Source organism: Pseudomonas sp. NFR16 (assembly GCF_900108875.1).
Classification (GTDB): Bacteria; Pseudomonadota; Gammaproteobacteria; order Pseudomonadales; family Pseudomonadaceae; genus Aquipseudomonas.
This window is the reverse complement of sequence record NZ_FNYJ01000007.1, coordinates 226,274-251,611: the sequence shown is the minus strand read 5'-3', so window position 1 is coordinate 251,611 and position 25,338 is coordinate 226,274. Positions and strand designations below refer to the sequence as shown.

Here is a 25,338-nt window from a genome sequence, read left to right as displayed (position 1 = left end):
CTGCCATGGCAGGCGCCGGATCAGTTCACGCGATCAGCATTCAGGCTTGTCGGCCGTGTAGCGGCGCGCCGGGTTCACGGCTGCGCCAAATTCGCGGAGGGCTTTGGCACCAATCAGCAACGGGTAGTTGAAGTGGCTGCGATCGACGAGGTTGACCTCGACGGTGCGCTTGACGTTGCCCAGACACAACTCCAGGTCTACGACTGGACGTTTGGTCGGATCGACCGGCTCATCCTCATCTTCGCCATCGGAGCGGCCCTTGATCCGGCTGATGCGCGATACCTTGTGCTCGTACACCTTGTTGTCGGCGTCTTTGGTGGCGAGGCGGAAACGAACCCAGTCATCGCCGTCACGCTTGAACAGCTCGATATCCTTGGCCGACAGCGATGCAGTGAGCGCACCGGTGTCCATCTTGGCCTTGAAAGTCTCTCCGAATTCGGAGACCTGAATGTATTCGTAACGACCGTACAGCGTCGGTTCGGCAGCCATTACAGGCAACGCCAGCAGGGACAGAAGCGCCAGAAGGGATTTCACGTTACGGGTTCCTCGCAGTAGGTGGGCGTTGCACGGGCCCGATTTTAGACCGCAACTTTGTCGTTGGTTCGCTCACTAAACAAGACCTTCAGCCTACCGGGAAAGCGGTGAAACTTTTGTCAGCGACGGCCGGATTTGGCGTCATCGGCATTGCTGCTTATCATTGCCCGCCCTTTCGCCACCACGAGTGATTTATGCGTCACCTGCTCACCGGTCTTGTCGTCACGCTGCTGCTTCTACTCAACACGCTGGTGCTGTTCGGCCCGCTGATGGTGTTTGCGCTGCTCAAACTGGTGTTCCAGGGCGAAATGCGGGATCGCTGCTCGTGGGCGGTGATGTGGATTGCCGAGACCTGGATCGAGATAAACAAGCTGATCTTCAGACTGTGCATTCCGACGCGCTGGGAAATCAGCGGACATGAGGGGCTGCGCGGCGATACGTCTTATCTGGTGATCAGCAATCATCAGTCGTGGGTCGATATCCCGGCGCTGGTGCAGGCGCTGAACCGGCGTACGCCGTTTTTCAAATTCTTCCTGAAAAAAGAGCTGATCTGGGTACCGTTTTTGGGACTGGCCTGGTGGGCGCTCGATTACCCCTTCATGAAGCGTTACACCAAGGCGTTTCTGGCAAAGAACCCGGAGCTCAAGGGCAAGGATCTGGAAATCACTAAAGAGGCCTGCGAGCTGTTAAAGCGCCAGCCGGTGACGGTGGTGAATTATCTGGAAGGGACGCGGTTCACCCCGGCCAAACAGGCGCAGCAGACGTCGCCCTATCGTTACCTGCTCAAGCCCAAGGCAGGCGGCGTCGCATTTGTGCTGGCGGCAATGGGCGAGCAACTGGACGCGGTGCTCGACGTTACCGTGGTCTACCCCGGCGAGCGGATTCCAGGATTCTGGGATTTGATTTCAGGTCAGGTACCGCGCGTCATCATCGACATCCGGACCCGCGAGCTCGACCCCGCGCTGTGGCAGGGCGATTACGAAAACGACCCGGCGTTTCGCGAGTATGTACAGGGATGGGTGAACCGGCTGTGGGAGGAAAAGAACGCGAGAATCGAAGCGCTGCGCGGTAGCTCCGCAAGCGCTTGACCCTCGCAGGATCGGATGCCGCTCAAAAGCGGTGTTCAGTCAGTGGAATCACTTCGCGCCCCAGACCCCGCTCAAGGCCGACAGTGCCGAGCCGCTCGCGCCTTGCGCGCCCAGGTATTGCAGGATGACCGGCACAAACTGACTGACCATGCCGCTGTCCATGCCCAGCGCGCTGAACGCGTTATTCACATCGCCCATGCTCTGGACGTTGCCCAAGGCGTTATTGACCGCCGAATTGCTGCCGGAGTTACCCAGCATGCCGCCTAGCCCACCGAGGCTGCCCAATGCGGAGCTGCCGGAAAGCTGGTCCAGGCCCGGAACCGATTTGCTCAGATTCGAATAGTCGTTGCCGGACAGCTTGTTCTTCGCCAGACCCAGCAATGCGCCGGTCCCGCCTACCGCTTGCTGCGGCGTGACATTCAATTGAGTGCCCAGCGTGTTCAACAGGCCCGCTGCTTCGGGCGCAGCCGTCGCCTTCTGCTGACCGCCAGTGGCGTTGGAAACAGCATTTGCCGCGTCATTCAGGTTGAACGCGAAGATTGGGGTGGTCACCAGGGCCATCACCGTTGCCAGTGCAGCACCGCGCGCGTTTTTCATTGAAACCTTCATCGAAACAACCTCATTTTCCAAGAGACCGGCAAGGCCGGGTAAACACGCGTTGGACCGTGCGCCCAAAAGAAGTTCCGCCTCTTGAGACGGCCCGACGCGACCGCATCCAGTCACCTTCGGGGCGCGTATACATCAGCACGGGCTCTGCAACGGGCCCGTCCTCTACAATGGAGCGCTGGCAACATGAATGGAACTGCAGCTCAACCTGGTCTACCCTCCCAATATTCCGATGAGCCGCGTGCGCGTCGTCGTTTCTTTGTGTGGAGCGTCTTTATTTCCTCTGTCGATGCCGATGAACTCAGACACCTTTTGGCGCAGTGTGCACTGGGCGACCGTCGCGCGTTTGAGACCCTCTATCGCAAAGCGTCGGCGCGGCTTTTCGCGGTGGCGCTGCGCTGCATGGGGCATCGTGATCACGCTGAAGACGTGCTTCAGGAAGCATTCGTACGAATATGGAACAGCGCCTCGCAATACGACGCAGGGCTCTCTGCACCGATGACCTGGATGGTCAGCATCACGCGCAACAAGGCCATCGATCAGCTGCGCAAACACCGCGAAGAGCCATTGAGCGATAAACAGGCGATGGCGCTTTTCGACCCGACGCCCTCCGCCCACGAGCAACTTGAAACCCATCGCGATGCCACCGCCCTGCAGCGCTGCCTCGACACGCTGGAGGGCATGCAGCGTCAGTCGATCGTCACCGCCTACTTCCAGGGCGCGTCTCACAGTGAACTGGTGACCCGGTTGGCCGCGCCCCTGGGCACTGTGAAATCCTGGATACGCCGGGGCATGGAGCGACTGCGCAGGTGCCTGGAATCATGAATTATCTTGAGCCCAAAAGGCGCCGAGCCCTCGCTGCCGATTACGCCATCGGCCTGATGCCGTCGACCGCCCGCAGGCGTTTTGAAGGGTTGCTGCTGGACGACCCCGGCCTGCGCGCCGAAGTCGCCAAGTGGCAGGAAAGCCTGGTGGAGCTGACGTCTTCGCTGGCACCCGAAGCGGTCCCCGAGCGCGTGTGGCTGAACATCGTTGCGCGCATCGAACCGCAACGGCTGCACGTGCCGCCAAGGCGTCCGTTCTGGAGCGGGACGCGCGTTGCCGCCCTCGCCTGCACATTGCTCGTGGCCATCATCGTCGGCGTGATCTACAACCGCGACACCCCTGCTTTCAACGCCGTTCTGGTGGCGGATAACGCTCAGCCGGCGCTCACGCTGCAGGCGTTCGAACGCTACCTGAAGGTCGAGCCTCTCGCGCTGGTGTCGGTGCAAGCAGGCCGCAGCCTGGAACTGTGGGCGATTCCCGCCGACGGCATTCCGGTCTCGCTCGGCGTGCTGCCCGACAGCGGCAGAGGCCGCGTCGAATTGAGCGCAAGACAACGCGAATTGCTTGGCGCGAAGACCACGATCGCGGTCAGCCTCGAGCCCAGAGGCGGCTCGCCGAGCGGCAAGCCGACCGGACCGATTCTGTATAAAGGTCAGCTCGCCTCCCTCTGACGCCGATCAAGGCGCCGCCACATGAAACAGCCTTTGCGGCTCGAACATCCGGGCGAGTCGCCGGTCCGACGCTGGGGATCCAGCCTGCAGCAACGCATGGCGAGTGAACGCTTTATCGAAATGCTCGCCGTCGCGGAGTTTTTCTCGAAGGCTCGTCAACTGGCTTCCGCCTTGATGATCGGACTCCCAATACAACGGCTCGCTGAAATAACGCACCTGCGCCTTTGAATCGGAACCATCATCGCGACTGCCAGCGGGCTGCGGTCTTGCGCCTGGCGAGGTGTCGTCAACGGCAAGTATCAATTGCGCGCGGGTAATCAGGGCGAACCCCGATAACCACGGCGACCACAGCCGTGTCGCCTCCACCGCGAAGCACTCGCCGGGGAAGAAATCGGCTTCGCAATCCGCCAGTTCCCGATAGACCGGCGCAGCCCTGAGGTGTTGACGAAACGCCGAGCGATGAGCCGCCTGGCAGATATGGGGTGCAATACCCGCCCACATGCAGGCGTTGGCGCTTTCGAAAAACACCGTCGAGGACGTCCAGTGCGGCGTGATCCGCTCCAGCTGGGCGCTCACCAAGCTCGCCGGAGCGCCCGCCATAATCACCCCGATGGCCAGACGCACCGACGCTTTTACCAACCAGATAAACATGTATTGCCCACAGCCAGAAAAAATCGGGCCGGACAAATAACATGTGAAACCAGCGGCAGAAACAAGCCGGAAAGGAATTCAAATTTTCCGCTTTGAATTACAGAATTGCCCTACGCATCAGGGTCATAATCCCTACATCAGCCGCAAAAAAAACGACCCGGAGGTCGTTTTTTTCCACCGTTCCTGATCGACTTATGCCGCGCTGAACAGCTTGTGCGGATCGATCACGAATTTCTTCGGCACGCCTGCATCGAACTCGCCGTAGCCGCGTGGGGCGTCGTCGAGGCTGATGACTTCCACGCCCACAACATCGGCGATGTTGATGCGGTCCCACATGATGGCCTGCATCAGTTGACGGTTGTACTTCATGACCGGCGTCTGCCCGGTATGGAAGCTGTGGGATTTCGCCCAGCCCAGGCCGAAGCGGATGCTCAGGCTGCCCATTTTTGCAGCGGCGTCGACGGCGCCCGGATCTTCGGTGACATACAAGCCGGGGATACCGATCTTGCCTGCCACGCGCACGACGCCCATCAGCGAGTTGAGTACTGTGGCCGGCGCTTCGGCCTTGGCGCCTGCGTGACCGTGGCCACGCGCTTCGAAGCCCACGGCGTCAACCGCACAATCCACTTCCGGCTCGCCGAGCAGTGCAGCGATCTGCTCATGCAGCGGCGTGTCTTTGGACAGGTCGGCGATCTCGAAGCCCTGAGCTTTGGCGTGCGCCAGACGCACGGGGTTGACGTCGCCGACGATCACCACCGCAGCGCCCAACAAACGCGCCGACGCCGCTGCAGCCAGACCGACGGGACCTGCGCCCGCGATGTACACCGAGCTGCCGGGGCCGACGCCAGCGGTGACGGCGCCGTGATAGCCGGTCGGCAGGATGTCGGAGAGACAGGTCAGGTCGCGGATCTTGGACATGGCCTTATCGCGATCTGGCAGCTTGAGCAGGTTGAAATCGGCGTATGGCACCAGTACGTATTCGGCCTGGCCACCGGTCCAGTCGCCCATATCGACGTAGCCGTACGCACCACCGGCGCGGGCCGGGTTGACGGTCAGGCACACGCCGGTGTGTTGCTCTTTGCAGGACCGGCAGCGGCCGCAGGCAACGTTGAACGGAACGGACACCAGATCGCCGATCTTCAGGTTTTCGACGTCGCTGCCCTTCTCAACCACTTCACCTGTGATCTCGTGGCCAAGCACCAGGCCGACCTGGGCGGTTGTGCGGCCGCGAACCATGTGTTGGTCCGAGCCGCAGATGTTGGTGGATACCACGCGCAGAATGACCCCGTGCTCGATCTTCTTGCCACGCGGGTCCTGCATTTTGGGGTAGTCGATTTTCTGTACTTCGACCTTGCCTGCGCCGAGATACACGACGCCACGATTACCAGACATGCTTTCACCTCGCTGTTTGTTGTTATGGATACAGCTGTGTAGCGGAGTTATGCGTCGCCAGTGTGTTGCAGCAACGCACTGATTGCTCTGGGTGTTTCATTTGTTGCTGATGACTGACCTGTAATGACAGTCGCTTCCTGTGGGAGCGCGCTTGCCCGCGAATCCGGCGCCGCGGTGGGCATGTCGACCGCGTCATCGCTTATCGTCCGATGCGGCCCCGACCAAGCGCGCTCTTACAAAATCACAAAACCACTGTGCGATTGGCGTTGAGGAACACACGCCGTTCAATGTGATAGCCCACCGCCCGCGCCAGGGTCAGGCCTTCGATGTCGCGGCCCTTGGCAATGAGGTCTTCGGGATAGTGACTGTGATCCACCACCTCGACGCCTTGCGCGATGATCGGGCCTTCGTCCAGATCGTTGTTGATGTAGTGCGCCGTAGCGCCCACCAGCTTCACGCCCTTGTTGTACGCCTGATGATAGGGTTTAGCGCCTTTGAAGCCCGGCAGCAGCGAGTGATGGATGTTGATCGCCTTGCCGTCGAGCTTGCGACACAGCTCTGGCGACAGCACTTGCATGTAGCGGGCGAGCACGACCAGTTCGGCGCCGGACTCCTCGATCACCTGCCAGACCTTCGCTTCCTGCGCCGGCTTGTCATTAGGGTCCAGGGGAAAATGGTAGTAAGGAATGTCGTGCCAGCGCGCCAGCGGTTCGAGATCCGGGTGGTTAGAGACGACCGCGACGACGTCCATCGACAGCTGATTGATGCGCTGACGGTAGAGCAGATCGTTCAGGCAGTGATCGGCTTTCGAAACCATGATCACGACTTTGGGCCGGTAGTTCGGCGCTGTCAGCTCGAAGATCATGCCGAAGGCTTCACCTCGCTCGGCAAGACCTGCACGAAACGAGGCTTCATCGAAGCCGTCGGGCTGACGAAATTCAACGCGAATGTAAAAACGACTCGACAGCCGGTCATCGAATGAATGGTGCTCGGTGACGTAGCAGCCCTGCTCGAACAAAAAGCGGGTCACCGCGTCCACCGTGCCCAGCACGCTGGGGCAATCGGCAGTCAGAATCCAGGTATCCGGGGCGCGGCTCATGGGGTATTCCTCTGATCGGATCGTTCCCACGCTCTACGTGGGAATGCAGTTCAGGACGCTCCGCGTCCTTCACATGGGACGCGGAGCGTCCCGGGATGCGTTCCCACGCGAGCGTGGGAACGATCAGTGCTTATGCCGCGACGCCAAGGCCGTATTCAGCGCTCGCGTCCTGCAGCCACAGCCACCAGTAGTCGGCGAAGCTGCGGCGGATCACCAGTTCCCAGGTCTCTTCACCCGTGCGGCGGATCACCAGCTGCGATTTGGCGAACACAGTGCCAACGGCCTTGCCCACCGGGAAGTTGCTCGGGTGCACGTCGTAGCTGGTGGATTTCATCAGCACATCGCGCACGTTCGGGCCGGTCAGCTCCAGCAGCGATTGACCGCCACTGACGTTGACCACCTGGATGTGCAGGCCGGATAGCGCTTCACGCAGTTTCTGTTCGGCGGCGAACTCTTCGCCAGTCGGCACGATCAGCAGCCACTCATCCGGGCCCATCCACTGGATCGAACTGTCGCCACTGGTCACCAGCGCCAGGGCGCCCGGCAGTTCCATGCCCAGCGCCTTGTGCACGCCAGCGGCGAACGCCGGATCGTGGGCATCACCACGCAGGGTCAGATGGCCCAGCAGTTTTTTCTCGCGCAGCACCACACCCGGATTGGTGCGGCCTTTGCCGACCAGGCTTTTGAGGTCGGCATGGAACAGCGGCGACTCGACTTTGACGTCGGTCGTTGGCCGCTGCTGGTAAACGTTGGCTGTGGTCATAGAGCACCTGTTTTGAATTCTGTTATTTCAGTGAACGCGAACCTTGTAGGAGCGTGGCTTGTCCCGCGATAGCAGTCTGCAGGTCACCGCGATGGCGACGTGTTAATCGCATCGCGGGACAAGCCACGCTCCTACACAGGAAGCAGCGCAATACAGGGAAATTACTCCACGTTCTGCCGGTCACCCTTCGGATCGAAGAACACCGAGGAAACGATCTCCGCCTCGATCACGGAGCCATCCGCCTGCGGCGAGAATACGCGCTCACCCATGCGCTTCAGGCCGCCTTTGACCACGCCCATGGCGAACGAATAACCCAGCGAATTCGCGGCGTAGCTGGACGTCACGTGGCCAACCATCGTCATCGGGATCGATTGCTTCGGATCGAACACCAGTTGCGCCCCTTCCGGCAGCCACTTGTTCGGATCGACAGGCTTGAGGCCCACCAACTGCTTGCGGTCTTCGCGCACGCAATCTTCGCGACTCATGCCACGCTGGCCGATCCACGAAAACGGTTTGGTACGACCGACGCACCAGCCCATGTTCAGGTCGTCCGGGGTCATCGAGCCGTCGGTGTCCTGACCGACGATAATGAAGCCCTTCTCGGCCCGCAGGACGTGCATGGTTTCAGTGCCGTAAGGGGTCAGGTTGTACTTCTTGCCCGCTTCGGCGATCTTTTCCAGAACACCCATCGCGTAGTCAGCCTGGATGTTCACTTCGTAGGAAAGCTCACCGGTAAACGAAATCCGGAACACACGGGCCGGGACACCGCCCACCAGCCCCTCTTTCCAGGTCATGAACGGGAATGCTTCACGGCCCAGGTCAATGTCGGTCACTTCGCTGAGCAGCTTGCGACTGTTGGGACCGGACAGCGTCAGGGTCGCGTAGTGATCGGTCACGGAGGTGAAATACACCTTCAGGTCCGGCCATTCGGTCTGCTGATAGATTTCCAGCCATTGCAGGACGCGTGCAGCACCGCCCGTCGTGGTGGTCATGATGAAGTGATTGTCGGCGACGCAGGCAGTCACGCCATCGTCGAAGACCATGCCATCTTCCTTGCACATCAGGCCGTAACGGGCCTTGCCCACGTCGAGCTTGGTCCAGGCGTTGGTGTAGATGCGGTTAAGGAACTCGCGTGCATCCGGGCCCTGAATGTCGATCTTGCCCAACGTCGAGGCGTCCAGCAGGCCAACACTGTCGCGCACGGCTTTGCATTCGCGACGTACGGCCGCGTGGATATCTTCACCGGCTTTCGGGAAATACCAAGGGCGTTTCCATTGACCGACGTCTTCGAATTCGGCGCCGTTCTTGACGTGCCAGGCGTGCAGCGCGGTGAAGCGCACAGGCTCGAAAATGTGCCCACAGTGACGTCCGGCTACCGCACCGAAGGTGACCGGCGTGTAGTTGGGACGGAACATGGTGGTGCCCATCTCAGGGATCGAGACGTTCAGCGAGCGGGCCGCAATGGCCAGACCGTTGACGTTGCCCAGCTTGCCTTGATCGGTGCCGAAGCCCAGTGCGGTGTAGCGTTTGACGTGCTCGACCGACTCGAAGCCTTCACGGGTTGCCAGCTCGATGGCCGCAGCGGTCACATCGTTCTGCAGATCGACGAATTGCTTCGGCGCCCGCGAGGTGCCTTTCTCGTGGGGCACCTGGAACATCGCCAGGGTTGGTTCTTCAACGCGGCTCAAGGCTTTGGGAATCACGCCTTCCACAGGCTGGAAGCCCGCTTCGCTGGCTGCGCGCACGCCGCCTTCGAAACCGTCGGCCAGCGCGTCGCCCAGTGCGTAAACGCCGTTGACGCCGCCTACGCAGACGCGTTTCTGAGGCGCTTCGCCCGGCACGAAACCGAGAATGTCCTCACGCCAGACTGGCTTGCCGCCCAAGTGGGATGCCAAGTGGACGACCGGGCTGTAACCGCCGGAGCTGCCAATCAGGTCGCAGTCCAGCCATTCGCCGGGACTAGTGACTTTGTGCGCCTTGACGTCGATAGCCGCAACGCGGGCACCGCTGACGCGCTTGCTGCCGCGCGCTTCGATCACGGCGCTGCCGGTCAGGATGCGGATGCCTTTGGCGCGCGCCTCTTCAACCAGTGCGCCGCGAGGGTTGTGGCGCACATCGGCAACGGCGACGACCTGCAGACCGGCGTCGAGCCAGTCCAGCGCGACGCGGTAGGCGTAATCGTTGTTGGTCGACAGCACGAGCTTCTTGCCAGGTGCCACGCCATAACGACGAACATAGGTGGAAATCGCGCCGGCGAGCATGTTGCCCGGCACATCGTTATTGCCGTAGACCAGCGGACGTTCGTGCGTACCGGTCGCCAACACGACGCGCTTGGCGCGAACGCGGTGCATGCGCTGACGCACCTGGCCGATGGGCGCGCGGTCGCCGAGATGATCGGTCAGACGCTCGTGAATCGTCAGGAAGTTGTGATCGTGATAGCCGTTCACGGTCGCGCGTGGCAGCAGCGTCACGTTGGCCAGGCTTTTGAGTTCGGCAACGACCGTGGCAATCCACTCCGCCGCAGGCTTGCCGTCCAGACTCTCGCGGGAATCGAGCAGGCTGCCGCCGAATTCTTCCTGTTCGTCTGCGACGATAACGCGAGCACCGCTGCGCGCAGCCGCCAGAGCAGCCGCCAGGCCTGCCGGGCCTGCACCGACCACGAGCACATCGCAGTGCCGGTTCATGGCGTCATAAGTGTCCGGATCGTTTTCAGTCGGCGAGCGACCCAGACCGGCAGCCTTGCGAATGTACTTCTCGTACGTCATCCAGAAGGACTGCGGATACATGAAGGTTTTGTAGTAGAAGCCCGGCGGCATCAGCTTGCCGCCGACCTTGCCGAGAATCCCCATCATGTCGGTGTTCACGCTCGGCCAGCCATTGGTGCTGGTGGCGACGAGGCCGGAGTACAGCGCCTGTTGCGTGGCACGCACGTTCGGGATCTGAGTGGCTTCGGTGGCGCCGATCTGCAGGACGGCGTTCGGCTCTTCGGAACCGGCGGCGAAGATGCCGCGAGGACGCGAGTACTTGAAACTGCGGCCGATGATGTCGACGCCGTTGGCAAGCAACGCAGCAGCCAGGGTGTCGCCTTCAAAGCCTTGATAGGTCTGGCCGTTGAAGTTGAAGTTCAGGACTTTGCTGCGGTCGATGCGGCCGCCGTTAGGCAGGCGATTGGACTGGCTCATACCTGATCTCCCTGCGTGTTCTTGATTGCAGACGCCGGCGTTTCTTTGAACTGAGGCTGGGTGCCAATCGGATAGGTTTCGACAATTTCGTACGTCATGGTGTTACGCGTAGCGTTGAAGTACTGGCGGCAACCCGCGGCATGAATCCACAGTTCGTGGTGCAGTCCGCGCGAGTTATCGCGGAAGAACATGTAATCGCCCCACTGCTCGTCCGTGCAGGCAGCCGGGTCCAGTGGACGCGGGATGTGAGCCTGGCCGGACGCGTGGAATTCCTCTTCGGAGCGCAGTTCGCCACAGTGAGGACAGAAGATGTGCAACATGGGATTTCTCCTGTTAGTGGGCGACAGCGGCAGCGCCGTGTTCGTCAATGAGTGCACCGTTGTGGAAACGGTCGATGGAAAACGGTTTGGCCAGCGGGTGCATTTCGCCCTTGGCCAGACTGGCAGCGAACACGTTGCCCGAACCCGGAGTGGCCTTGAAGCCACCGGTGCCCCAACCGCAGTTGAAGAACATGTTCGGCACAGGCGTTTTGGAAATGATCGGGCAAGCGTCCGGCGTGGTGTCGACGATGCCGCCCCACTGACGGTTCATGCGCACGCGCGACAGCACCGGGAACATCTCCACGATGGCCTGGATGGTGTGCTCGATGACCGGGTACGAGCCGCGCTGACCGTAGCCAACCCAGCCGTCGATACCGGCGCCGATCACCAGGTCGCCCTTGTCGGACTGGCTGATGTAGCCGTGAACGGCGTTGGACATGATCACGCTGTCGATAATCGGCTTGATCGGCTCGGACACCAGCGCCTGCAACGGGTGAGATTCGACCGGCAGACGGAAGCCTGCGAGCTTGGCCATGTGACCGGAGTTACCGGCAGTCACCACGCCGACGCGCTTGGCGCCGATGAAACCTTTATTGGTTTCCACGCCGATGCACACGCCGTTCTCTTTACGGAAACCAGTCACTTCAGTCTGTTGAATCAGGTCTACGCCCAACGCGTCGGCGGCGCGGGCAAAGCCCCAGGCCACGGCGTCGTGACGCGCGACACCGCCGCGACGTTGAACGGTCGCGCCGATGATCGGGTAGCGGGTGTTCTTCGAGCAGTCCAGGTACGGAATTTCTTCGGCCACCTGTTTGCCGTTGAGCAGCTCGCCGTCGACACCGTTCAAGCGGTTGGCGCTGACACGACGCTCGGAATCGCGCATGTCTTGAAGGGTGTGGCACAGGTTGTACACGCCGCGCTGGGAGAACATCACGTTGTAGTTCAGGTCCTGGGACAGGCCTTCCCACAGTTTCATAGCGTGTTCGTACAGATGCGCGGACTCATCCCACAGGTAGTTGGATCGTACGATTGTCGTGTTTCGGGCAGTGTTGCCGCCGCCCAGCCAGCCTTTCTCGACCACAGCGACATTGGTGATGCCGTGCTCCTTGGCCAGGTAGTACGCGGTCGCCAGACCGTGGCCGCCGCCGCCAACGATGACCACGTCGTAGACCTTTTTCGGGGTCGGCGTGCGCCACATGCGCTGCCAGTTTTCGTGGTGGCTGAGGGAGTGTTTGAAGAGGCCGAAGCCTGAGTAATGTTGCATGGTGCTACTCCTGACTCAGCGGTAAACCGGGAAATCGGCGCACAGCGCGGCGACCTGACCGGCAACATTGGCCTCGACATCGGCATCGCCGAGGTTGTCGAGAATGTCGCAGATCCAGCCAGCCAGCGTGATGCATTGGGTCACTTTGAAGCCGCGGGTGGTGACTGCCGGGGTGCCGATGCGCAGGCCCGAGGTCACGAACGGCGACTGTGGATCGTTCGGAACGGCGTTCTTGTTCACCGTGATGTGAGCGCGGCCGAGCGCAGCGTCCGCGTCTTTACCGGTGAGGCCCTGACGGATCAGGCTGACCAGGAACAAGTGGTTGTCGGTACCGCCGGAAACCACGTCGTAACCGCGATCGATGAACACTTGCGCCATCGCCTGAGCGTTGTCGATCACCTGCTGCTGATAAGCCTTGAAGCCAGGCTCCATGGCTTCTTTGAAGCACACCGCCTTGCCGGCGATGACGTGCATCAGCGGGCCGCCTTGAGCGCCCGGGAACACGGCAGAGTTGAGCTTTTTCTCGATCTCTTCGTTGGACTTCGCCAGGATCAGGCCGCCGCGAGGGCCGCGCAGAGTTTTGTGCGTGGTGGTGGTGACAACGTCAGCGTACGGCAGCGGGTTCGGGTAAAGGCCAGCGGCGACCAGACCGGCCACGTGAGCCATGTCCACGAACAGCAGCGCGCCCACCTTGTCGGCGATCTGACGGAAGCGCGGAAAATCCAGAGTCTTGGAATACGCCGAGAAGCCGGCAACGATCATCTTCGGCTTGTGCTCGTCGGCCAGGCGCTCGACTTCGTCGTAGTCGATCAGGCCGGTGGTGGTGTCGATGCCGTATTGAACGGCGTTGTAGAGCTTGCCCGAAGACGACACTTTCGCGCCGTGGGTCAGGTGACCGCCGTGGGCCAGACTCATGCCCAGAATGGTGTCGCCGGCTTGCAGCAAGGCCAGGTAAACGGCGCTGTTGGCCGACGAACCGGAGTGCGGCTGCACGTTGGCGTAATCAGCGCCGAACAGTTGCTTGGCACGGTCGATGGCCAGTTGCTCGACCTTGTCGACGTGCTCGCAGCCGCCGTAGTAGCGCTTGCCCGGATAGCCTTCGGCGTATTTGTTGGTCAGGCCGCTGCCCTGAGCTTGCATGACGCGCTTGCTGGTGTAGTTCTCCGAGGCGATCAGCTCGATGTGATCTTCTTGACGCTGTTCTTCGGCATTCATCGCCGCCAACAGTGCATCGTCATAACCCTGGATCTGGTCTTGCTTGCTGAACATCGCGGTTCTCCCAGCGGCGGCGCGGCGCCTGAATTATCGATAGGGCGTGTGGACTGCCCTTTGGAAGCGATGGTAGGGCTGACGCAGGGAGGCTAGATGCCTACGCACGCCACGCAAAGGCGCGTTTACGACATGGATTCGAACCCGTACTTCAAGACAGGTGCGGCCGACGTAGTTACGGCCTTGATTCTGGCCGACGCCATGGGAGTCGGGCTTGTCGGCGATCTGCCGGGAATCGGCGGCAAGCTGCTGCGACGCGGGGTGTCAGGGAGATCACGCTGTCTGATTTTGTGACTGCTTCGCCGCCAATCGTCGGCAGGCCGGACTGCTACGCCCTCCGGGCAGGGCGGATCGCGCACAGAAAAATCCCCGGTCAATGCCGGGGATGCTTGGTGAATCAGTGTCGCATTCAGACCTGTCTGGCTGGCAACAGTCCTTCAGCGCTGAATAGGCCCTGATACCTCGCACGGCCTGCGCGACGGGCCTGGTTCACTCCCGGAGATTGCCTTTTGGCACTGCATCGACGTTTCCAACCAAGGACGTGAGCACTGTCAAAACTGACAGTATTCGCGCAAACACCTTGGTGATACTTTCAGCACTGAAGGACCGCGTACACATCAATCCTGGAAGGAGTCTGATATGAATATCGTGGCAAAATCTCGTGTGCTTACACCCGAACGCTGGAGATCTTTGAACGCTCGCCGCTCTGCTCAGGTAGCCGCTGTCGATCCACTGCTCTTTCTCGCTCAGGGCGTGTTCCATGATCTGGATATTCAGGGTTTCGTCAAACTGAGAACAGTGCAGGAACTCCCCACCTCGGATGCTTATATTACAGTGCACTTCGAAGACACCGAAGAAACGTTATCGGGAACAGTGACAGCGGTCGACGCCAGGCTCTATGCAGGTCCACACGACATCATCTATCAGAACAATGCCTTTCACTCCTTGATCTTCAAAATCCTGTCCTATGAAGAGGGAGCGGCGGTGGCCGAAATATATCTTTGGGAAATACCGACTGTCACAGCGCCGGATGCCGTTGATTCGGATATTGCGCTGTCACTGCCCAAAGGTTCGACGTTATATCTGGGTCAGACTGAAGAAGACATCGTCATGGATCGGACTTTAAGGGTGTCTGACGATCGGAAAGTAGCCGTCAACATTCGTACTGTAGAAGGGCGAAGTTATTCAACGACGGTGTCGGAAATTGAAGCAATACGGTGTGCAGTACCGGGTGACTATTATGTGGAGAACGGCTCTGATGAGCTGTCGATTGTGTATGGCATCAAAACCCGATCACAACCACCCTACAACCCGATAATCAGGCATATCGCACTGCCTGCAGCGCCAGGGTCGAGTCGCGACCCTGGCTGCTGACTGGGCGGTCAGGCTCTCAGGGCGATCACGCAATGTTGCAATCAGACCAGGTGTGTTGCTGTCCCTCTGGCTGGAAGGCAAAGCGATACATGATTAAACCGACCAGCGGTACGAAAACCTGTCATTTATGACAGTAGTCGAAGTTCACTGAGGGCCTTAGAGTTAAAGCGCACTTCATCAAAAGCAGATTTTCAACACTGCTTACAGGAGTGATGGAGAAACGAAGTTCTGTATGGCTTCCGAAAATTAAGCCGTCATAAATCAAGGAGTGACGTCATGACCAGCGACTCTCAAACTGCGAACGAATATGAAACACGGACTAGCGAACCTATCCCAATCATGGACGCTTATTACTATTTCTATCCCGGGGACCAGTACGTTTATGAGGAGCCCTCTGACGGCGGCACCGGCACTGTCGTCCGCCGCATTTTCCATTATGACCCTTCATCTGAAACCTCAGGTATTGGTTACGAGATTGAGCGCGGGGTTGAAAAACGTACTTCAAGTACGAAGTCTGTCGGCAAAAATTCCCTGCCACCCAATGCCAGACAGCTTGTTTACTTCAGTGCTCACAAAAATGAGACGATTCAATACCCTGGCGGAGAAGAATATAAAGTCATCGCAAGAGAAATATCGTTTAGAGTCAGTACTGATGACGCTATTATTACCCTAACCGTGACCAAAGTCTGAAACAGCAGCCGTGACCGTCGGAGGTTCAGATATAGACAATCGCGAAATGGCACGTCGCAATTTGCGAACTCTCCCCTGCCAGGGCAGAGGGAGAGTTTCAAATTCAATCAGACGGTTCTGGCAGGCAGCAGCCCGTCGGCTCTAAACATCCCGCGAATCCCACGCACCGCCTGGCGAATGCGGTCCTGGTTTTCGATCAGCGCGAAACGTACGTGATCGTCGCCGTACTCGCCAAAACCGACGCCCGGCGACACGCAGACCTTGGCCTCGAGCAGCATCTTCTTGGCGAATTCCAGCGAACCCAGGTGGGCGTACGCCTCGGGAATCTTGGCCCAGACGTACATCGACGCTTTCGGGTTCTCGACCATCCAGCCCAGCTCATGCAGGCCTTTCACCAGCACGTTGCGGCGCTGGCGATAGTGCTCGGCGATGTCCAGCACGCATTGCTGGTCGCCTTCCAGCGCAGCGATAGCAGCCACTTGCAGCGGGGTGAAGGTGCCGTAGTCGTGGTAGCTCTTGATCCGCGCCAAGGCGTTGACCAGCTCGGGATTACCGACCATGAAACCGATGCGCCAGCCCGCCATGTTGTAGCTCTTGGACAGGGTGAAAAATTCCACCGCGATGTCCTTGGCGCCTGGCACCTGCATGATCGACGGAGCTTTCCAGCCGTCGTAGACGATGTCGGCGTAGGCCAGATCGTGCACCACCAGCACGTCGTACTGCTTGGCCAGCGCCACCACGCGCTCGAAGAAATCCAGCTCCACGCACTGCGCGGTCGGATTGGACGGGAAGCCTAAAATCATCATCTTCGGCTTGGGGATTGAGCCACGAATGGCCTTTTCCAGCTCGGCGAAAAAGTCCACGCCCGGAATCAGCGGTACCGAACGCACTTGAGCACCGGCGATGACCGCGCCATAGATATGAATCGGGTAGCTGGGATTGGGCACCAGCACCGTATCGCCCTGATCCAGCGTGGCGAGCATCAGATGCGCCAGGCCTTCCTTGGAACCGATGGTGACGATGGCTTCGGATTCCGGGTCGATGTCGACCTGGTAACGCGTTTTGTACCAGCTGGAGATCGCCCGACGCAGACGCGGAATGCCACGCGAAGTCGAGTAGCCGTGAGTGTCTTCACGTTGGGCGACGGTGACCAGTTTTTCGACGATGTGCGGCGGCGTTGCCCCATCGGGGTTGCCCATGCTCAGGTCGATGATGTCCTCACCACGACGTCGAGCGGCCATTTTCAGCTCGGCGGTGATATTGAACACGTAAGGAGGGAGTCGATCGATGCGCGCAAAGCGGCGCGGCGAACCTTGGTCTGCCATGGAGGCCTCTAGAAGACGTAAGCGCCCGGAACCGTCCGAGCGACGCTGGCCACTGCGGTGGCCTGGTGCGGAAGATAAATGCGCTGATGGCGGTTTGTCTACAGGGATTTCGGCGCCCTGCAACAAACGGTGAATCGCTGCCCGACCTGTACGAGCGCGCTTGCCCGCGATGCGCAGGATCAAATAATCAACAGTGACTGACACACCGCATTCGCCAGCAAGCGCGCTCCTGCAGTGGTCGTGCCTCAGGCGAAAATCTGGCGCAAACCGAACAAGAGCAAAAAATGCCCCGGATAAATCAGATACGCCCAACGCCGCATCGGCCAGACAGTGAACCCAGGGCGCGAGCGCAACAGCGCCAGTCCGGCCAATGGCGCGAGCAGGCAGGCGATCAAGGCGCCGATTGAAATCGGATCGCCCCACAGCATCCCGTCGATGATTTTCGGCCATTCGTTGCTCAGCAGGCAGACAACGCCCGGCACGATCGCCAGCCACAACGAACGTCGCAACACTAGCGCAAATGCCGCGGGCAACAACACGCCGTACGCGCCGAACATCAGTTGCGAACCACACGCGACGCCGATACCCAGCGCCGCGATACCCAGCGCGCGCGCCGACCATGAGCGACTCAGCCCGCTCTGCGCGACCACAAGGCCCAACGCCAGAGTCGGAAGGACGTTCAGCGTGCTGACCTCGTCCGCCATGTAGAGCCGGTACGGCAATTCGGCCAGCAGTGAAAACACTGCCAGCCACGCCAGATATTTCCAGCGAGCCGCTGGCGCAACGTCCCGGACGGCGTTGCGCGTGACATTGACCGCGATTGCCAGGCAAAACCACGGAAAGGCCAGACGCCCCGGCACATACAGCCCGTCTACGTGCCAGCCGACGTACCTCAGGTGATCCATCACCATGCTCAGCATCGCCAGCCACTTGAGCAAGTCCAGCGCGCGGTCACGCACCGGTCTGATCGTCGAGTTCGTTTCGCTCATCTCACTTCGCTGTCTGACTGAATTTTCTGACGCAACAATGCATGACCAAACCGATGATTCTTGGTTACAGTCGCAGCCTTCGATTACAGGGAACCGGCCATGTCAGACCAAAGCCAGCAGTTTGCCAGCGACAACTATTCGGGAATCTGCCCGGAAGCCTGGGCGGCCATGGAGCAAGCGAACCACGGTCATCAGCGCGCCTACGGTGACGACCAATGGACAGCGCGCGCGGCCGATCAATTCCGTCAGTTGTTCGAGACCGACTGCGAAGTCTTCTTCGCTTTCAACGGCACCGCTGCCAACTCGCTGGCGTTGTCGTCACTGTGCCAGAGTTATCACAGCGTCATCTGTTCGGAAACCGCTCACGTCGAAACCGATGAGTGCGGCGCGCCAGAGTTCTTCTCCAATGGCTCGAAACTGCTGACCGCACGCAGCGAGAACGGCAAGCTGACGCCCGACTCCATTCGTGAAGTCGCCCTCAAACGTGCCGACATCCACTATCCCAAGCCTCGCGTCGTGACACTGACGCAAGCGACGGAAGTCGGCAGCGTCTACCTGCCCGAGGAGCTGAAAGCCATCAGCGAAACGTGCAAGGAACTGGGCCTGAACCTGCACATGGATGGCGCCCGCTTCGCCAATGCGTGCGCTTATCTGGGCTGCACGCCTGCCGAGTTGACATGGAAAGCCGGCATCGACGTCTTGTGCTTCGGCGGCACCAAGAACGGCATGGCGGTGGGTGAGGCGATTCTGTTCTTCAACCACAAACTGGCGGAAGACTTCGATTATCGCTGCAAGCAGGCCGGGCAACTGGCGTCGAAAATGCGCTTCTTATCAGCGCCGTGGGTCGGGCTGCTGGAAAACGACGCCTGGCTCAAGCACGCGCGGCACGCCAACCGCTGCGCGCAATTGCTGGCGGAGCTGGTCAAGGACATTCCGGGTGTGGAGTTGATGTTCCCGGTCCAGGCCAACGGCGTGTTCCTGCAACTCTCGCAACCGGCCATCGCCGCTTTGACGGCCAGAGGCTGGCGGTTTTACACCTTCATTGGCAGCGGCGGTGCGCGATTCATGTGCTCGTGGGACACTGAAGAAGCACGCGTGCGCGAGCTCGCAGCGGATATCCGGTTGGTGATGGGAGCCTGATCAGGACGATACCGTTGCAGGAGCGCGCTTGCCCGCGATGAACGATGACGCGGTACATTTGAAATCGCGTCGTGCCCATCGCGGGTAAGCGCGCTCCTACCGTTCGCAGAGCGCCTGAGACATCACCCTTGCGCGATGGTCTTCTCGATTACCTCGACCGTCGCACTGACCTGCTCTTCATACCGGCTCAGCTCTTCGGCGTGTTGGCGCTGCAGTTCGACCTGCTTGGAACACAGGTTCAGTGCGGCCAACACCAACAGGCGATCACCGATCAGGGTCGGGTAGCTGCGCTTGGTTTCCGACAGCGCCGACTTGAGCATCGTCACCGCGTCCATCAAGGCCTGTTCCTGGCCTTCTGGCGCTTTGATCGTGTAGTCGTTGCCGAGGATGGAGATGACCTTGGTGGTGTCGCTGTCCAGGATCATGCGTTGACCGCGCTGACGCTGGTCGCACGATCAACCAGCGCCTGAATACGGGCTGCCGTGGCGCCCTGCTTCTCTTCCTGCTCCAGCAGACTCAGTTGCAGGCTGTCGTTGTCATCCCTGGCCTGTTTCAACGCTTCGGCAAGCTGCGCGTTCGTGTTCTGCAGGTCGTGATTCTGCTGTACCAGGTCACCGACGAGCTTTTCCAACTGGCTTAGGGATGCTTCCAACATTTTGATTTCTCAGGCAAATTTCAAAGGGCGCGTACGATAAAGAAAAGTCACTTCAGCTACCAGTGAAATCAGGGCATTTACGCCGCAACACCGACCAAAAAAGCACTTGTTTCGCTTCAATCCCGCAAACGCATCAGGGCCCTGATTGACTGCGTTTTGCTCATCTTGTTCCTGCTGTTCGTCAGATTGGCCTGGCTGCGACATAAGCGCACAGTAATGGACCAAAGGGTTCAAGTCTCCGACGGTCCGACCGATAAGCCGTGCATCCACGTCATTTATCCCCCTCGCCTCGCACGGAACGCGGCTTTACCAGGAACCGTAATGTCCCTACGTAATATGAATATCGCGCCCCGCGCGTTTCTCGGCTTCTCCATCATCGGCGTGTTGATGATCATTCTGGGTGTCTTCGCCCTGATGCAAATGAGCAAGATCAACGACGCGACCGAAGTCATGGCCACCAACAGCATGCCGAGCATCAAGGCGCTCGACAGGCTGACCGAAGGCAGCATTCGCCTGCGCGTGCTGTCGTACCGCCTGATGCTCAATCGCGACGCTGACACCCAGCAGAAAACCATCGAATTGCTGGCAATGCGCAACCGTCAGATCGACGAAGCGCGCGCGGTCTACATCAAACTCATTTCCGCTCCCGACGAGCAGGCGACTTACGATCAGTACGTCAAACTGCTTAACGACTATCGCCAGCTTGAAGAGCGCATGAAGTCGCTGAGCAGCGCCAACAAGCTTGACGAGTTGACGGCGCTGCTGAGTGCCGATTTGCAGACCAACTCGGATCAGATGAACGTGGTGCTGGGCAAACTGATCGAAATCAACACGCAGCAGCTCAACAATACCAACACCCTGGCATCGCAGCAGTACTCCACCGCCTTCACCATGGTCGTCACGCTGCTGATCATTGCTACTGCGTTGACGTTACTGTTCGCCTGGCTGTTGACCAACAGCATCACCCGCCCGATCGCTGCGGCGCTGAATGCAGCTGAAGAAATCGCCGAAGGCGATCTGACGCGCACCATTGAGGTCGACGGCACCGACGAAGCCGGTCGTCTGCTGGCGGCCATGTTGAAGATGCAGTCCAAACTGCGCGACACGCTGCAACGCATTTCCGGCTCGGCGACTCAACTGGCTTCGGCGGCTGAAGAGCTGAACGCTGTCACCGACGAGAGCGCCCGCGGATTGTCGCAGCAGAACAACGAAATCGAGCAGGCCGCAACAGCTGTCAACGAGATGACCAGCGCCGTGGAAGAAGTCGCACGCAATGCCGTAAGCACGTCGGAAGCGTCGAAAAACGCCACAACGTCTGCCAGCGATGGTCGCGATCTGGTGCAGGAAACCGTCAGCGCCATCGAGCGCATGAGTGGCGATGTGCAGGGCACGGCGACGCTGATCGGCAATCTGGCTGAAGAGTCCCGCGACATCGGCAAGGTGCTGGACGTGATTCGCGGCCTGGCGGATCAGACCAACCTGCTGGCGCTCAACGCTGCCATCGAAGCCGCGCGCGCGGGCGAAGCGGGCCGTGGGTTTGCGGTCGTGGCCGACGAAGTTCGCGCGCTGGCTCATCGCACTCAGCAATCGACCAGCGAAATCGAACGCATGATCGGCAGCATTCAGGGCGGCACAGAGCAAGCGGTGAACTCGATGCGCAGCAGCACCGAGCGCGCCGAATCGACGCTGAGCATCGCCAAAGGCGCAGGCCTTGCGCTGGACACCATTAACAGCGCCGTGGTGGAAATCAACGAGCGCAACCTGGTCATCGCCAGCGCTGCCGAAGAGCAGGCACAGGTTGCTCGGGAAGTTGATCGCAATCTGGTGAACATCCGCGATTTGTCGACTCAGTCGGCAACCGGCGCCAACCAGACCAGCGCCGCCAGCAACGAGCTGTCGCGCCTGGCGGTGGATTTGAACGGAATGGTCGCTCGGTTCAGGTTGTAAGCAAACCGGTGATCACCCTGTAGGAGCGCGCTTGCCCGCAAAAAAACGCGGCCTCTCAGAGAGACCGCGTCATCGTTCATCGCGGGCAAGCGCGCGCCTACTGGGGGCGTGGCGAATCCGATCAATATTCGATTCGCACGTCGCCCTTCGGCACGCTGCAGCACGACAGGATGTAGCCTTCTTCCACGTCGTCGTCGGTGATGCCGCCGTTGTGCTCCATCTCCACTTCACCGCTCAGCTTCATCACTTTGCAGGTGCCGCAGATCCCCATACCGCAGGCTTTCGGAATCATCAGTCCGAGCTTGGCGGCAGCGGCGTGGACGGTTTCGCCCGGCGCCACGCGAATACTCTTGCCCGTGTCGGTGAATTCGACCTGATGCAGCTCGGCAACGTCGATGTCGGGCGCTTCGGCTGCCTGCTCGGCATGTTCCACTGCATCGGCGCGAGCCTCGGGCGGTGTCGCGCCGAAGGACTCTTCGTGGTACTGCGCCATGTTGAAGCCGTTGGCTTCGAGCAGACGCTTGACCGCATTCATGTACGGCGTCGGGCCGCAGCAGAACACTTCGCGCTCCATGAAATCCGGCGCCATCAGCTCCAGCATCTTCTGATTCAGATACCCGCGATAACCCGCCCACGGCTCGCCCAGCCCGTGCTTTTCACAGACGATGTGCAGCGCAAAATTGTTGATCCGCGACGCCATCTGCTCCAGCTCGCGGTGGTAAATGATGTCCTTGGGCGAGCGTGAACTGTGCACGAACACCATGTCGACATTGGCGTTGGTGTCGTAATACCAGCGTGCCATGGACATGACCGGGGTAATCCCGACGCCGCCGCTCAGATAGAGAATTTTCGGATTCGGGAAGTCGATGGCGTTGAACAGACCCACCGGACCGTGGACGGCCAGTTCCTGACCTTCGTGCAGCGTGTCGTGCAGCCAGTTGGACACCTTGCCGCCCGGCACGCGCTTGATGGTGATCGAGAAGCTGTACGGCACCGATGGCGAACTGGAGATGGTGTAGGAACGCATGATCGGCACGCCTTCGATCTCCAGCTCCAGCGTGACGAACTGCCCAGGCTTGAAAAAGAACAGGATCGGCTGGTCGGCCATGAAGCAGAAGGTGCGAACGTCCCAGGTTTCCTGGATCACTTTGACAACCCGCACCAGATGGCGGCCATTGGCCCAGGTCTGTGTGTTGACCGGGCTGAGGAAACTCTGGGACATACTCACTCTCCACGGCCGACTGTCGGCCTCTTATGGTGGCGATTCTGCGTAACGCACGGGCCACCTGTTTACCTATCAGCGACATTCACATACTTATGGCGACCAGGCCCGATCTATAGGGGCTGCGTAGTCGGAAACGGATTCGGCCATGTCGCCCATGGATAAGGTTCGCGTCGCGCCCGGCTCCACACTCGCCGTCAATCGTTATTCATTTTTTACACATAAACATGAGCGACAGAAAACACCGTCGCCTCGCGTGCCAGACACACAACACAACCGTATTGGCCACATTCGTAGGTCGTTGAAAACGCGACCTGAGGACTTGAAAGATGGACGTCACCGCAACTCTGAGCTTGGGCGATCCGCTGGAACCCGCACGCAAGGCAACCGCCGAGATGCTGCAGAACCGCGAGCGCACTTACTCGCTGCCGCAGCCTTTCTACAATGATGACCGGCTGTTTGAAATCGACATGCAGGAAATCTTTCAAAAAGAGTGGCTGATCGCCGGCATGACCAGTGAGATTCCGGCCAAGGGCAACTTCCTGACGCTGGAAATCGGCAAGAACCCGATTCTCGTCGTGCGTGCGCCGGACGGTTCGATCAATGCGTTTCACAACGTCTGCCGCCATCGCGGGTCGCGTCTGTGCACCAAAGAAAAAGGCAAAGTCGCCAAGCTGGTGTGCCCATACCACCAGTGGACCTACGAGCTCGACGGCCGCCTGCTGTACGCAGGCACCGAAATGGGCGCCGATTTTGACATGAACCAATTCGGCCTCAAGCCTGTGCATTGCAAAGTGTCGGGCGGCTACATCTTCATCAGCCTGGCGGCCAATCCGCCGGCCATCGACGAGTTCCTGCAGACGCTCAATCACTACATGGAACCCTACGACATGGAAAACACCAAGGTGGCGGTGCAAACCACCTTGATGGAGAAAGCCAACTGGAAGCTGGTGCTGGAAAACAACCGTGAGTGCTATCACTGCAACGGCTCGCACCCTGAGCTGCTAAACACGTTGCTGGAGTGGGACGACGTCACCGACCCGCGCGCCGATCAGGCCTTCAAGGATCACGTCGCGGCGTCGGCAGCCTCCTGGGAAGCCGAGAAGATCCCGTTCGCACACAAGAGCTTCGGTCTGCGCAACCGCATCGTGCGCATGCCGCTGCTTAAAGGCACGGTGTCCATGACCATGGACGGCAAGCAGGGCAGCAAAAAACTCATGGGACGCATCCAGAACCCGGATCTGGGTTCGATGCGCATCCTGCACCTGCCGCACTCCTGGAACCATTGCATGGGCGACCATGTGATCGTGTTCACCGTGTGGCCGATCAGCGCTCAGGAAACCATGGTCACCACCAAATGGCTGGTGCACAAAGATGCTGTCGAAGGCGTGGACTACGACGTCGCGCGTCTGCGTGAAGTCTGGGATGCGACCAACGATCAGGACCGTCGTCTGGCCGAAGAAAACCAGCGCGGCATCAACTCCATCGCTTACCAGCCTGGCCCGTACTCGAAGACTTACGAGTTCGGCGTGGTCAACTTCATTGACTGGTACAGCGCCAAGCTGCTCGAAAACATGGGCGCCGAGCCTGCGCCGTACTTGAAGGGTGTGGCAGTCAATCACGAATAACCTGGTTACCGCTTGATCTGACGCATCGGCCGAATTCGGCCGATGCGTTTTACTCCACTGCCAACACTGATCAAATTATAACCAATCCTCGCCCGCTCCAATCCCACCGCGCCTCGCCAGCATCCACGAACAACTTATCCACAACAACGCCCACAGTAATTGTGGGGAAGTGAATTTCTCGTTGTGCAAAAAGTGAAGAAAAACCGTGACTTATTGGAGAGTCATAAACCTCTGTCAACTGTTTAAATTTTGACCAATCCTTTAGGAGCCGCTATCCACGTGGGCTATAGAGGATCGCGAACACCTTATCCACAGATAAGCCAACAGACATTGTGTGCAAGTCGGGAAACTAGGTCATGGCCTGTGGAAAAACAGTTGTGTCGCTGGCGACGCTCTGCATAAGACACAGGTCTGTCAGGAAATCGTCGAATTGATCAAAATTTGATCATACTCTCGAAAGCCCCGAAACACGTGGTCTTCAGCCGATCTCGAACATCTTATCCACATAAGCGCTAACAGAGATTGTGGGCAATAATCTTGCTCAGTGACCTGGAGCTGTGGAGAAAAAGTTTTAGAAATCCGTTAGATGGAGCGATCAATTTTTGATCAGACGCTTGTAAGCCTCGGCTTGCAAGGGTTTCAGGCATGGGCGAACAGTTTATCCACAGGTGGATTAACAGGGATTGTGGGTATGTGGATGGCGT

Annotated in this window: 24 protein-coding genes; 9 read left to right on the top strand and 15 right to left on the bottom strand. The window is 59.5% G+C overall.

Translation table 11 applies throughout. The features are described 5' to 3' along the window. Positions 1–33: 33 nt before the first annotated feature. Positions 34–534, bottom strand: coding sequence for a retropepsin-like aspartic peptidase RloA2 (locus BMZ10_RS24475; RefSeq protein WP_093468517.1), 501 nt, complete (start codon positions 532–534; stop codon positions 34–36). Positions 535–728: 194 nt separating this feature from the next. Between BMZ10_RS24475 and BMZ10_RS24470 the strand changes: the two genes are divergently transcribed. Beyond that, a complete protein-coding gene (locus BMZ10_RS24470; protein WP_093468514.1) occupies positions 729–1,622 on the top strand; it encodes an acyltransferase in 894 nt (297 codons plus the stop codon). Between the two features lie 48 nt (positions 1,623–1,670). On the opposite strand, the gene BMZ10_RS24465 is transcribed toward BMZ10_RS24470, so the two are convergent. Continuing rightward, positions 1,671–2,219 (bottom strand): DUF2780 domain-containing protein, encoded by a 549-nt coding sequence (locus BMZ10_RS24465; RefSeq protein ID WP_177182212.1) that lies wholly within the window; start codon positions 2,217–2,219, stop codon positions 1,671–1,673. 195 nt (positions 2,220–2,414) lie between these two features. On the opposite strand from BMZ10_RS24465, the gene BMZ10_RS24460 reads away from it, so the two are divergent. Together BMZ10_RS24460 and BMZ10_RS24455 are read left to right on the top strand one after the other, a co-directional pair. After that, positions 2,415–3,053: a sigma-70 family RNA polymerase sigma factor gene (locus BMZ10_RS24460; RefSeq protein ID WP_093468510.1), complete on the top strand. Its 639-nt coding sequence runs from the start codon at positions 2,415–2,417 to the stop codon at positions 3,051–3,053. Continuing rightward, positions 3,050–3,724: an anti-sigma factor gene (locus BMZ10_RS24455; RefSeq protein ID WP_093468508.1), complete on the top strand. Its 675-nt coding sequence runs from the start codon at positions 3,050–3,052 to the stop codon at positions 3,722–3,724. Before BMZ10_RS24460 ends, BMZ10_RS24455 begins: the two co-directional genes overlap by 4 nt. Before the next feature lie 6 nt (positions 3,725–3,730). On the opposite strand, the gene BMZ10_RS24450 is transcribed toward BMZ10_RS24455, so the two are convergent. From BMZ10_RS24450 to glyA, 8 genes are all read right to left on the bottom strand, one after another. Continuing rightward, positions 3,731–4,375: a DUF1190 domain-containing protein gene (locus BMZ10_RS24450; protein ID WP_093468506.1), complete on the bottom strand. Its 645-nt coding sequence runs from the start codon at positions 4,373–4,375 to the stop codon at positions 3,731–3,733. A gap of 192 nt (positions 4,376–4,567) precedes the next feature. Continuing rightward, positions 4,568–5,767 carry a formaldehyde dehydrogenase, glutathione-independent gene (gene fdhA, locus BMZ10_RS24445; RefSeq protein WP_093468503.1) on the bottom strand — a complete coding sequence of 400 codons (1,200 nt, stop codon included), beginning with the start codon at positions 5,765–5,767 and terminating at the stop codon, positions 4,568–4,570. Positions 5,768–6,008: 241 nt separating this feature from the next. Beyond that, positions 6,009–6,866, bottom strand: coding sequence for a formyltetrahydrofolate deformylase (purU, locus tag BMZ10_RS24440; protein ID WP_093468500.1), 858 nt, complete (start codon positions 6,864–6,866; stop codon positions 6,009–6,011). A 130-nt stretch (positions 6,867–6,996) separates the two neighbouring features. Then, positions 6,997–7,629, bottom strand: coding sequence for a sarcosine oxidase subunit gamma (locus tag BMZ10_RS24435; protein ID WP_093468497.1), 633 nt, complete (start codon positions 7,627–7,629; stop codon positions 6,997–6,999). Between the two features lie 161 nt (positions 7,630–7,790). After that, positions 7,791–10,811 carry a sarcosine oxidase subunit alpha gene (locus BMZ10_RS24430; RefSeq protein WP_093468495.1) on the bottom strand — a complete coding sequence of 1,007 codons (3,021 nt, stop codon included), beginning with the start codon at positions 10,809–10,811 and terminating at the stop codon, positions 7,791–7,793. Then, positions 10,808–11,131: a sarcosine oxidase subunit delta gene (locus BMZ10_RS24425; protein WP_093468492.1), complete on the bottom strand. Its 324-nt coding sequence runs from the start codon at positions 11,129–11,131 to the stop codon at positions 10,808–10,810. Before BMZ10_RS24425 ends, BMZ10_RS24430 begins: the two co-directional genes overlap by 4 nt. A gap of 13 nt (positions 11,132–11,144) precedes the next feature. Further along, positions 11,145–12,395, bottom strand: coding sequence for a sarcosine oxidase subunit beta family protein (locus BMZ10_RS24420; RefSeq protein ID WP_062385335.1), 1,251 nt, complete (start codon positions 12,393–12,395; stop codon positions 11,145–11,147). Between the two features lie 15 nt (positions 12,396–12,410). Further along, on the bottom strand, positions 12,411–13,664 hold the full coding sequence (gene glyA, locus BMZ10_RS24415; protein ID WP_093468489.1) for a serine hydroxymethyltransferase: 1,254 nt from the start codon (positions 13,662–13,664) through the stop codon (positions 12,411–12,413). 132 nt (positions 13,665–13,796) lie between these two features. Between glyA and BMZ10_RS27800 the strand changes: the two genes are divergently transcribed. From BMZ10_RS27800 to BMZ10_RS24400, 3 genes are all read left to right on the top strand, one after another. Next, complete coding sequence (locus BMZ10_RS27800) at positions 13,797–13,958, top strand: hypothetical protein (protein ID WP_177182211.1); 162 nt, start codon at positions 13,797–13,799, stop codon at positions 13,956–13,958. Positions 13,959–14,303: 345 nt separating this feature from the next. Then, positions 14,304–15,038 carry a hypothetical protein gene (locus BMZ10_RS24405; RefSeq protein ID WP_093468484.1) on the top strand — a complete coding sequence of 245 codons (735 nt, stop codon included), beginning with the start codon at positions 14,304–14,306 and terminating at the stop codon, positions 15,036–15,038. 276 nt (positions 15,039–15,314) lie between these two features. Then, positions 15,315–15,728, top strand: coding sequence for a hypothetical protein (locus BMZ10_RS24400; RefSeq protein WP_093468481.1), 414 nt, complete (start codon positions 15,315–15,317; stop codon positions 15,726–15,728). A gap of 107 nt (positions 15,729–15,835) precedes the next feature. Here the strand turns inward: BMZ10_RS24400 and alaC are convergent, their stop codons facing one another. Continuing rightward, on the bottom strand, positions 15,836–17,053 hold the full coding sequence (gene alaC, locus BMZ10_RS24395) for an alanine transaminase (protein WP_093468478.1): 1,218 nt from the start codon (positions 17,051–17,053) through the stop codon (positions 15,836–15,838). A gap of 245 nt (positions 17,054–17,298) precedes the next feature. Beyond that, complete coding sequence (locus BMZ10_RS24390; protein WP_093468476.1) at positions 17,299–18,042, bottom strand: TraX family protein; 744 nt, start codon at positions 18,040–18,042, stop codon at positions 17,299–17,301. Positions 18,043–18,141: 99 nt separating this feature from the next. Here BMZ10_RS24390 and BMZ10_RS24385 point away from each other — a divergent pair, with 99 nt between their 5' ends. Beyond that, positions 18,142–19,182: a threonine aldolase family protein gene (locus BMZ10_RS24385; RefSeq protein ID WP_093468473.1), complete on the top strand. Its 1,041-nt coding sequence runs from the start codon at positions 18,142–18,144 to the stop codon at positions 19,180–19,182. Between the two features lie 122 nt (positions 19,183–19,304). On the opposite strand, the gene BMZ10_RS24380 is transcribed toward BMZ10_RS24385, so the two are convergent. Both BMZ10_RS24380 and BMZ10_RS24375 read right to left on the bottom strand, forming a co-directional pair. Then, the gene (locus tag BMZ10_RS24380; protein ID WP_093468470.1) at positions 19,305–19,607 is read right to left on the bottom strand and encodes a cell division protein ZapA; all 303 of its coding nucleotides are present in this window, start codon (positions 19,605–19,607) and stop codon (positions 19,305–19,307) included. Further along, the gene (locus BMZ10_RS24375) at positions 19,604–19,837 is read right to left on the bottom strand and encodes a hypothetical protein (protein WP_093468467.1); all 234 of its coding nucleotides are present in this window, start codon (positions 19,835–19,837) and stop codon (positions 19,604–19,606) included. The genes BMZ10_RS24380 and BMZ10_RS24375 overlap by 4 nt, the downstream gene beginning before the upstream one ends. A gap of 321 nt (positions 19,838–20,158) precedes the next feature. Here BMZ10_RS24375 and BMZ10_RS24370 point away from each other — a divergent pair, with 321 nt between their 5' ends. After that, positions 20,159–21,784 carry a methyl-accepting chemotaxis protein gene (locus BMZ10_RS24370; protein ID WP_093468464.1) on the top strand — a complete coding sequence of 542 codons (1,626 nt, stop codon included), beginning with the start codon at positions 20,159–20,161 and terminating at the stop codon, positions 21,782–21,784. A gap of 121 nt (positions 21,785–21,905) precedes the next feature. Here the strand turns inward: BMZ10_RS24370 and gbcB are convergent, their stop codons facing one another. Continuing rightward, positions 21,906–23,006: a glycine-betaine demethylase subunit GbcB gene (gene gbcB, locus BMZ10_RS24365; RefSeq protein ID WP_093468461.1), complete on the bottom strand. Its 1,101-nt coding sequence runs from the start codon at positions 23,004–23,006 to the stop codon at positions 21,906–21,908. A gap of 329 nt (positions 23,007–23,335) precedes the next feature. Here gbcB and gbcA point away from each other — a divergent pair, with 329 nt between their 5' ends. Beyond that, positions 23,336–24,634: a glycine-betaine demethylase subunit GbcA gene (gbcA, locus tag BMZ10_RS24355; RefSeq protein WP_093468458.1), complete on the top strand. Its 1,299-nt coding sequence runs from the start codon at positions 23,336–23,338 to the stop codon at positions 24,632–24,634. Positions 24,635–25,338: the final 704 nt, after the last annotated feature.

Coding starts and splice junctions, on each gene's coding strand:
- BMZ10_RS24470 (WP_093468514.1), top strand. CDS start 729: ATGCGTCACCTGCTCACCGGTCTTGTCGTCACGCTGCTGCTTCTACTC.
- BMZ10_RS24465 (WP_177182212.1), bottom strand. CDS start 2,219: ATGAAAAACGCGCGCGGTGCTGCACTGGCAACGGTGATGGCCCTGGTG.
- BMZ10_RS24460 (WP_093468510.1), top strand. CDS start 2,415: ATGAATGGAACTGCAGCTCAACCTGGTCTACCCTCCCAATATTCCGAT.
- BMZ10_RS24455 (WP_093468508.1), top strand. CDS start 3,050: ATGAATTATCTTGAGCCCAAAAGGCGCCGAGCCCTCGCTGCCGATTAC.
- BMZ10_RS24450 (WP_093468506.1), bottom strand. CDS start 4,375: ATGTTTATCTGGTTGGTAAAAGCGTCGGTGCGTCTGGCCATCGGGGTG.
- fdhA (WP_093468503.1), bottom strand. CDS start 5,767: ATGTCTGGTAATCGTGGCGTCGTGTATCTCGGCGCAGGCAAGGTCGAA.
- purU (WP_093468500.1), bottom strand. CDS start 6,866: ATGAGCCGCGCCCCGGATACCTGGATTCTGACTGCCGATTGCCCCAGC.
- BMZ10_RS24435 (WP_093468497.1), bottom strand. CDS start 7,629: ATGACCACAGCCAACGTTTACCAGCAGCGGCCAACGACCGACGTCAAA.
- BMZ10_RS24430 (WP_093468495.1), bottom strand. CDS start 10,811: ATGAGCCAGTCCAATCGCCTGCCTAACGGCGGCCGCATCGACCGCAGC.
- BMZ10_RS24425 (WP_093468492.1), bottom strand. CDS start 11,131: ATGTTGCACATCTTCTGTCCTCACTGTGGCGAACTGCGCTCCGAAGAG.
- BMZ10_RS24420 (WP_062385335.1), bottom strand. CDS start 12,395: ATGCAACATTACTCAGGCTTCGGCCTCTTCAAACACTCCCTCAGCCAC.
- glyA (WP_093468489.1), bottom strand. CDS start 13,664: ATGTTCAGCAAGCAAGACCAGATCCAGGGTTATGACGATGCACTGTTG.
- BMZ10_RS27800 (WP_177182211.1), top strand. CDS start 13,797: ATGGATTCGAACCCGTACTTCAAGACAGGTGCGGCCGACGTAGTTACG.
- BMZ10_RS24405 (WP_093468484.1), top strand. CDS start 14,304: ATGAATATCGTGGCAAAATCTCGTGTGCTTACACCCGAACGCTGGAGA.
- BMZ10_RS24400 (WP_093468481.1), top strand. CDS start 15,315: ATGACCAGCGACTCTCAAACTGCGAACGAATATGAAACACGGACTAGC.
- alaC (WP_093468478.1), bottom strand. CDS start 17,053: ATGGCAGACCAAGGTTCGCCGCGCCGCTTTGCGCGCATCGATCGACTC.
- BMZ10_RS24390 (WP_093468476.1), bottom strand. CDS start 18,042: ATGAGCGAAACGAACTCGACGATCAGACCGGTGCGTGACCGCGCGCTG.
- BMZ10_RS24385 (WP_093468473.1), top strand. CDS start 18,142: ATGTCAGACCAAAGCCAGCAGTTTGCCAGCGACAACTATTCGGGAATC.
- BMZ10_RS24380 (WP_093468470.1), bottom strand. CDS start 19,607: ATGATCCTGGACAGCGACACCACCAAGGTCATCTCCATCCTCGGCAAC.
- BMZ10_RS24375 (WP_093468467.1), bottom strand. CDS start 19,837: ATGTTGGAAGCATCCCTAAGCCAGTTGGAAAAGCTCGTCGGTGACCTG.
- BMZ10_RS24370 (WP_093468464.1), top strand. CDS start 20,159: ATGTCCCTACGTAATATGAATATCGCGCCCCGCGCGTTTCTCGGCTTC.
- gbcB (WP_093468461.1), bottom strand. CDS start 23,006: ATGTCCCAGAGTTTCCTCAGCCCGGTCAACACACAGACCTGGGCCAAT.
- gbcA (WP_093468458.1), top strand. CDS start 23,336: ATGGACGTCACCGCAACTCTGAGCTTGGGCGATCCGCTGGAACCCGCA.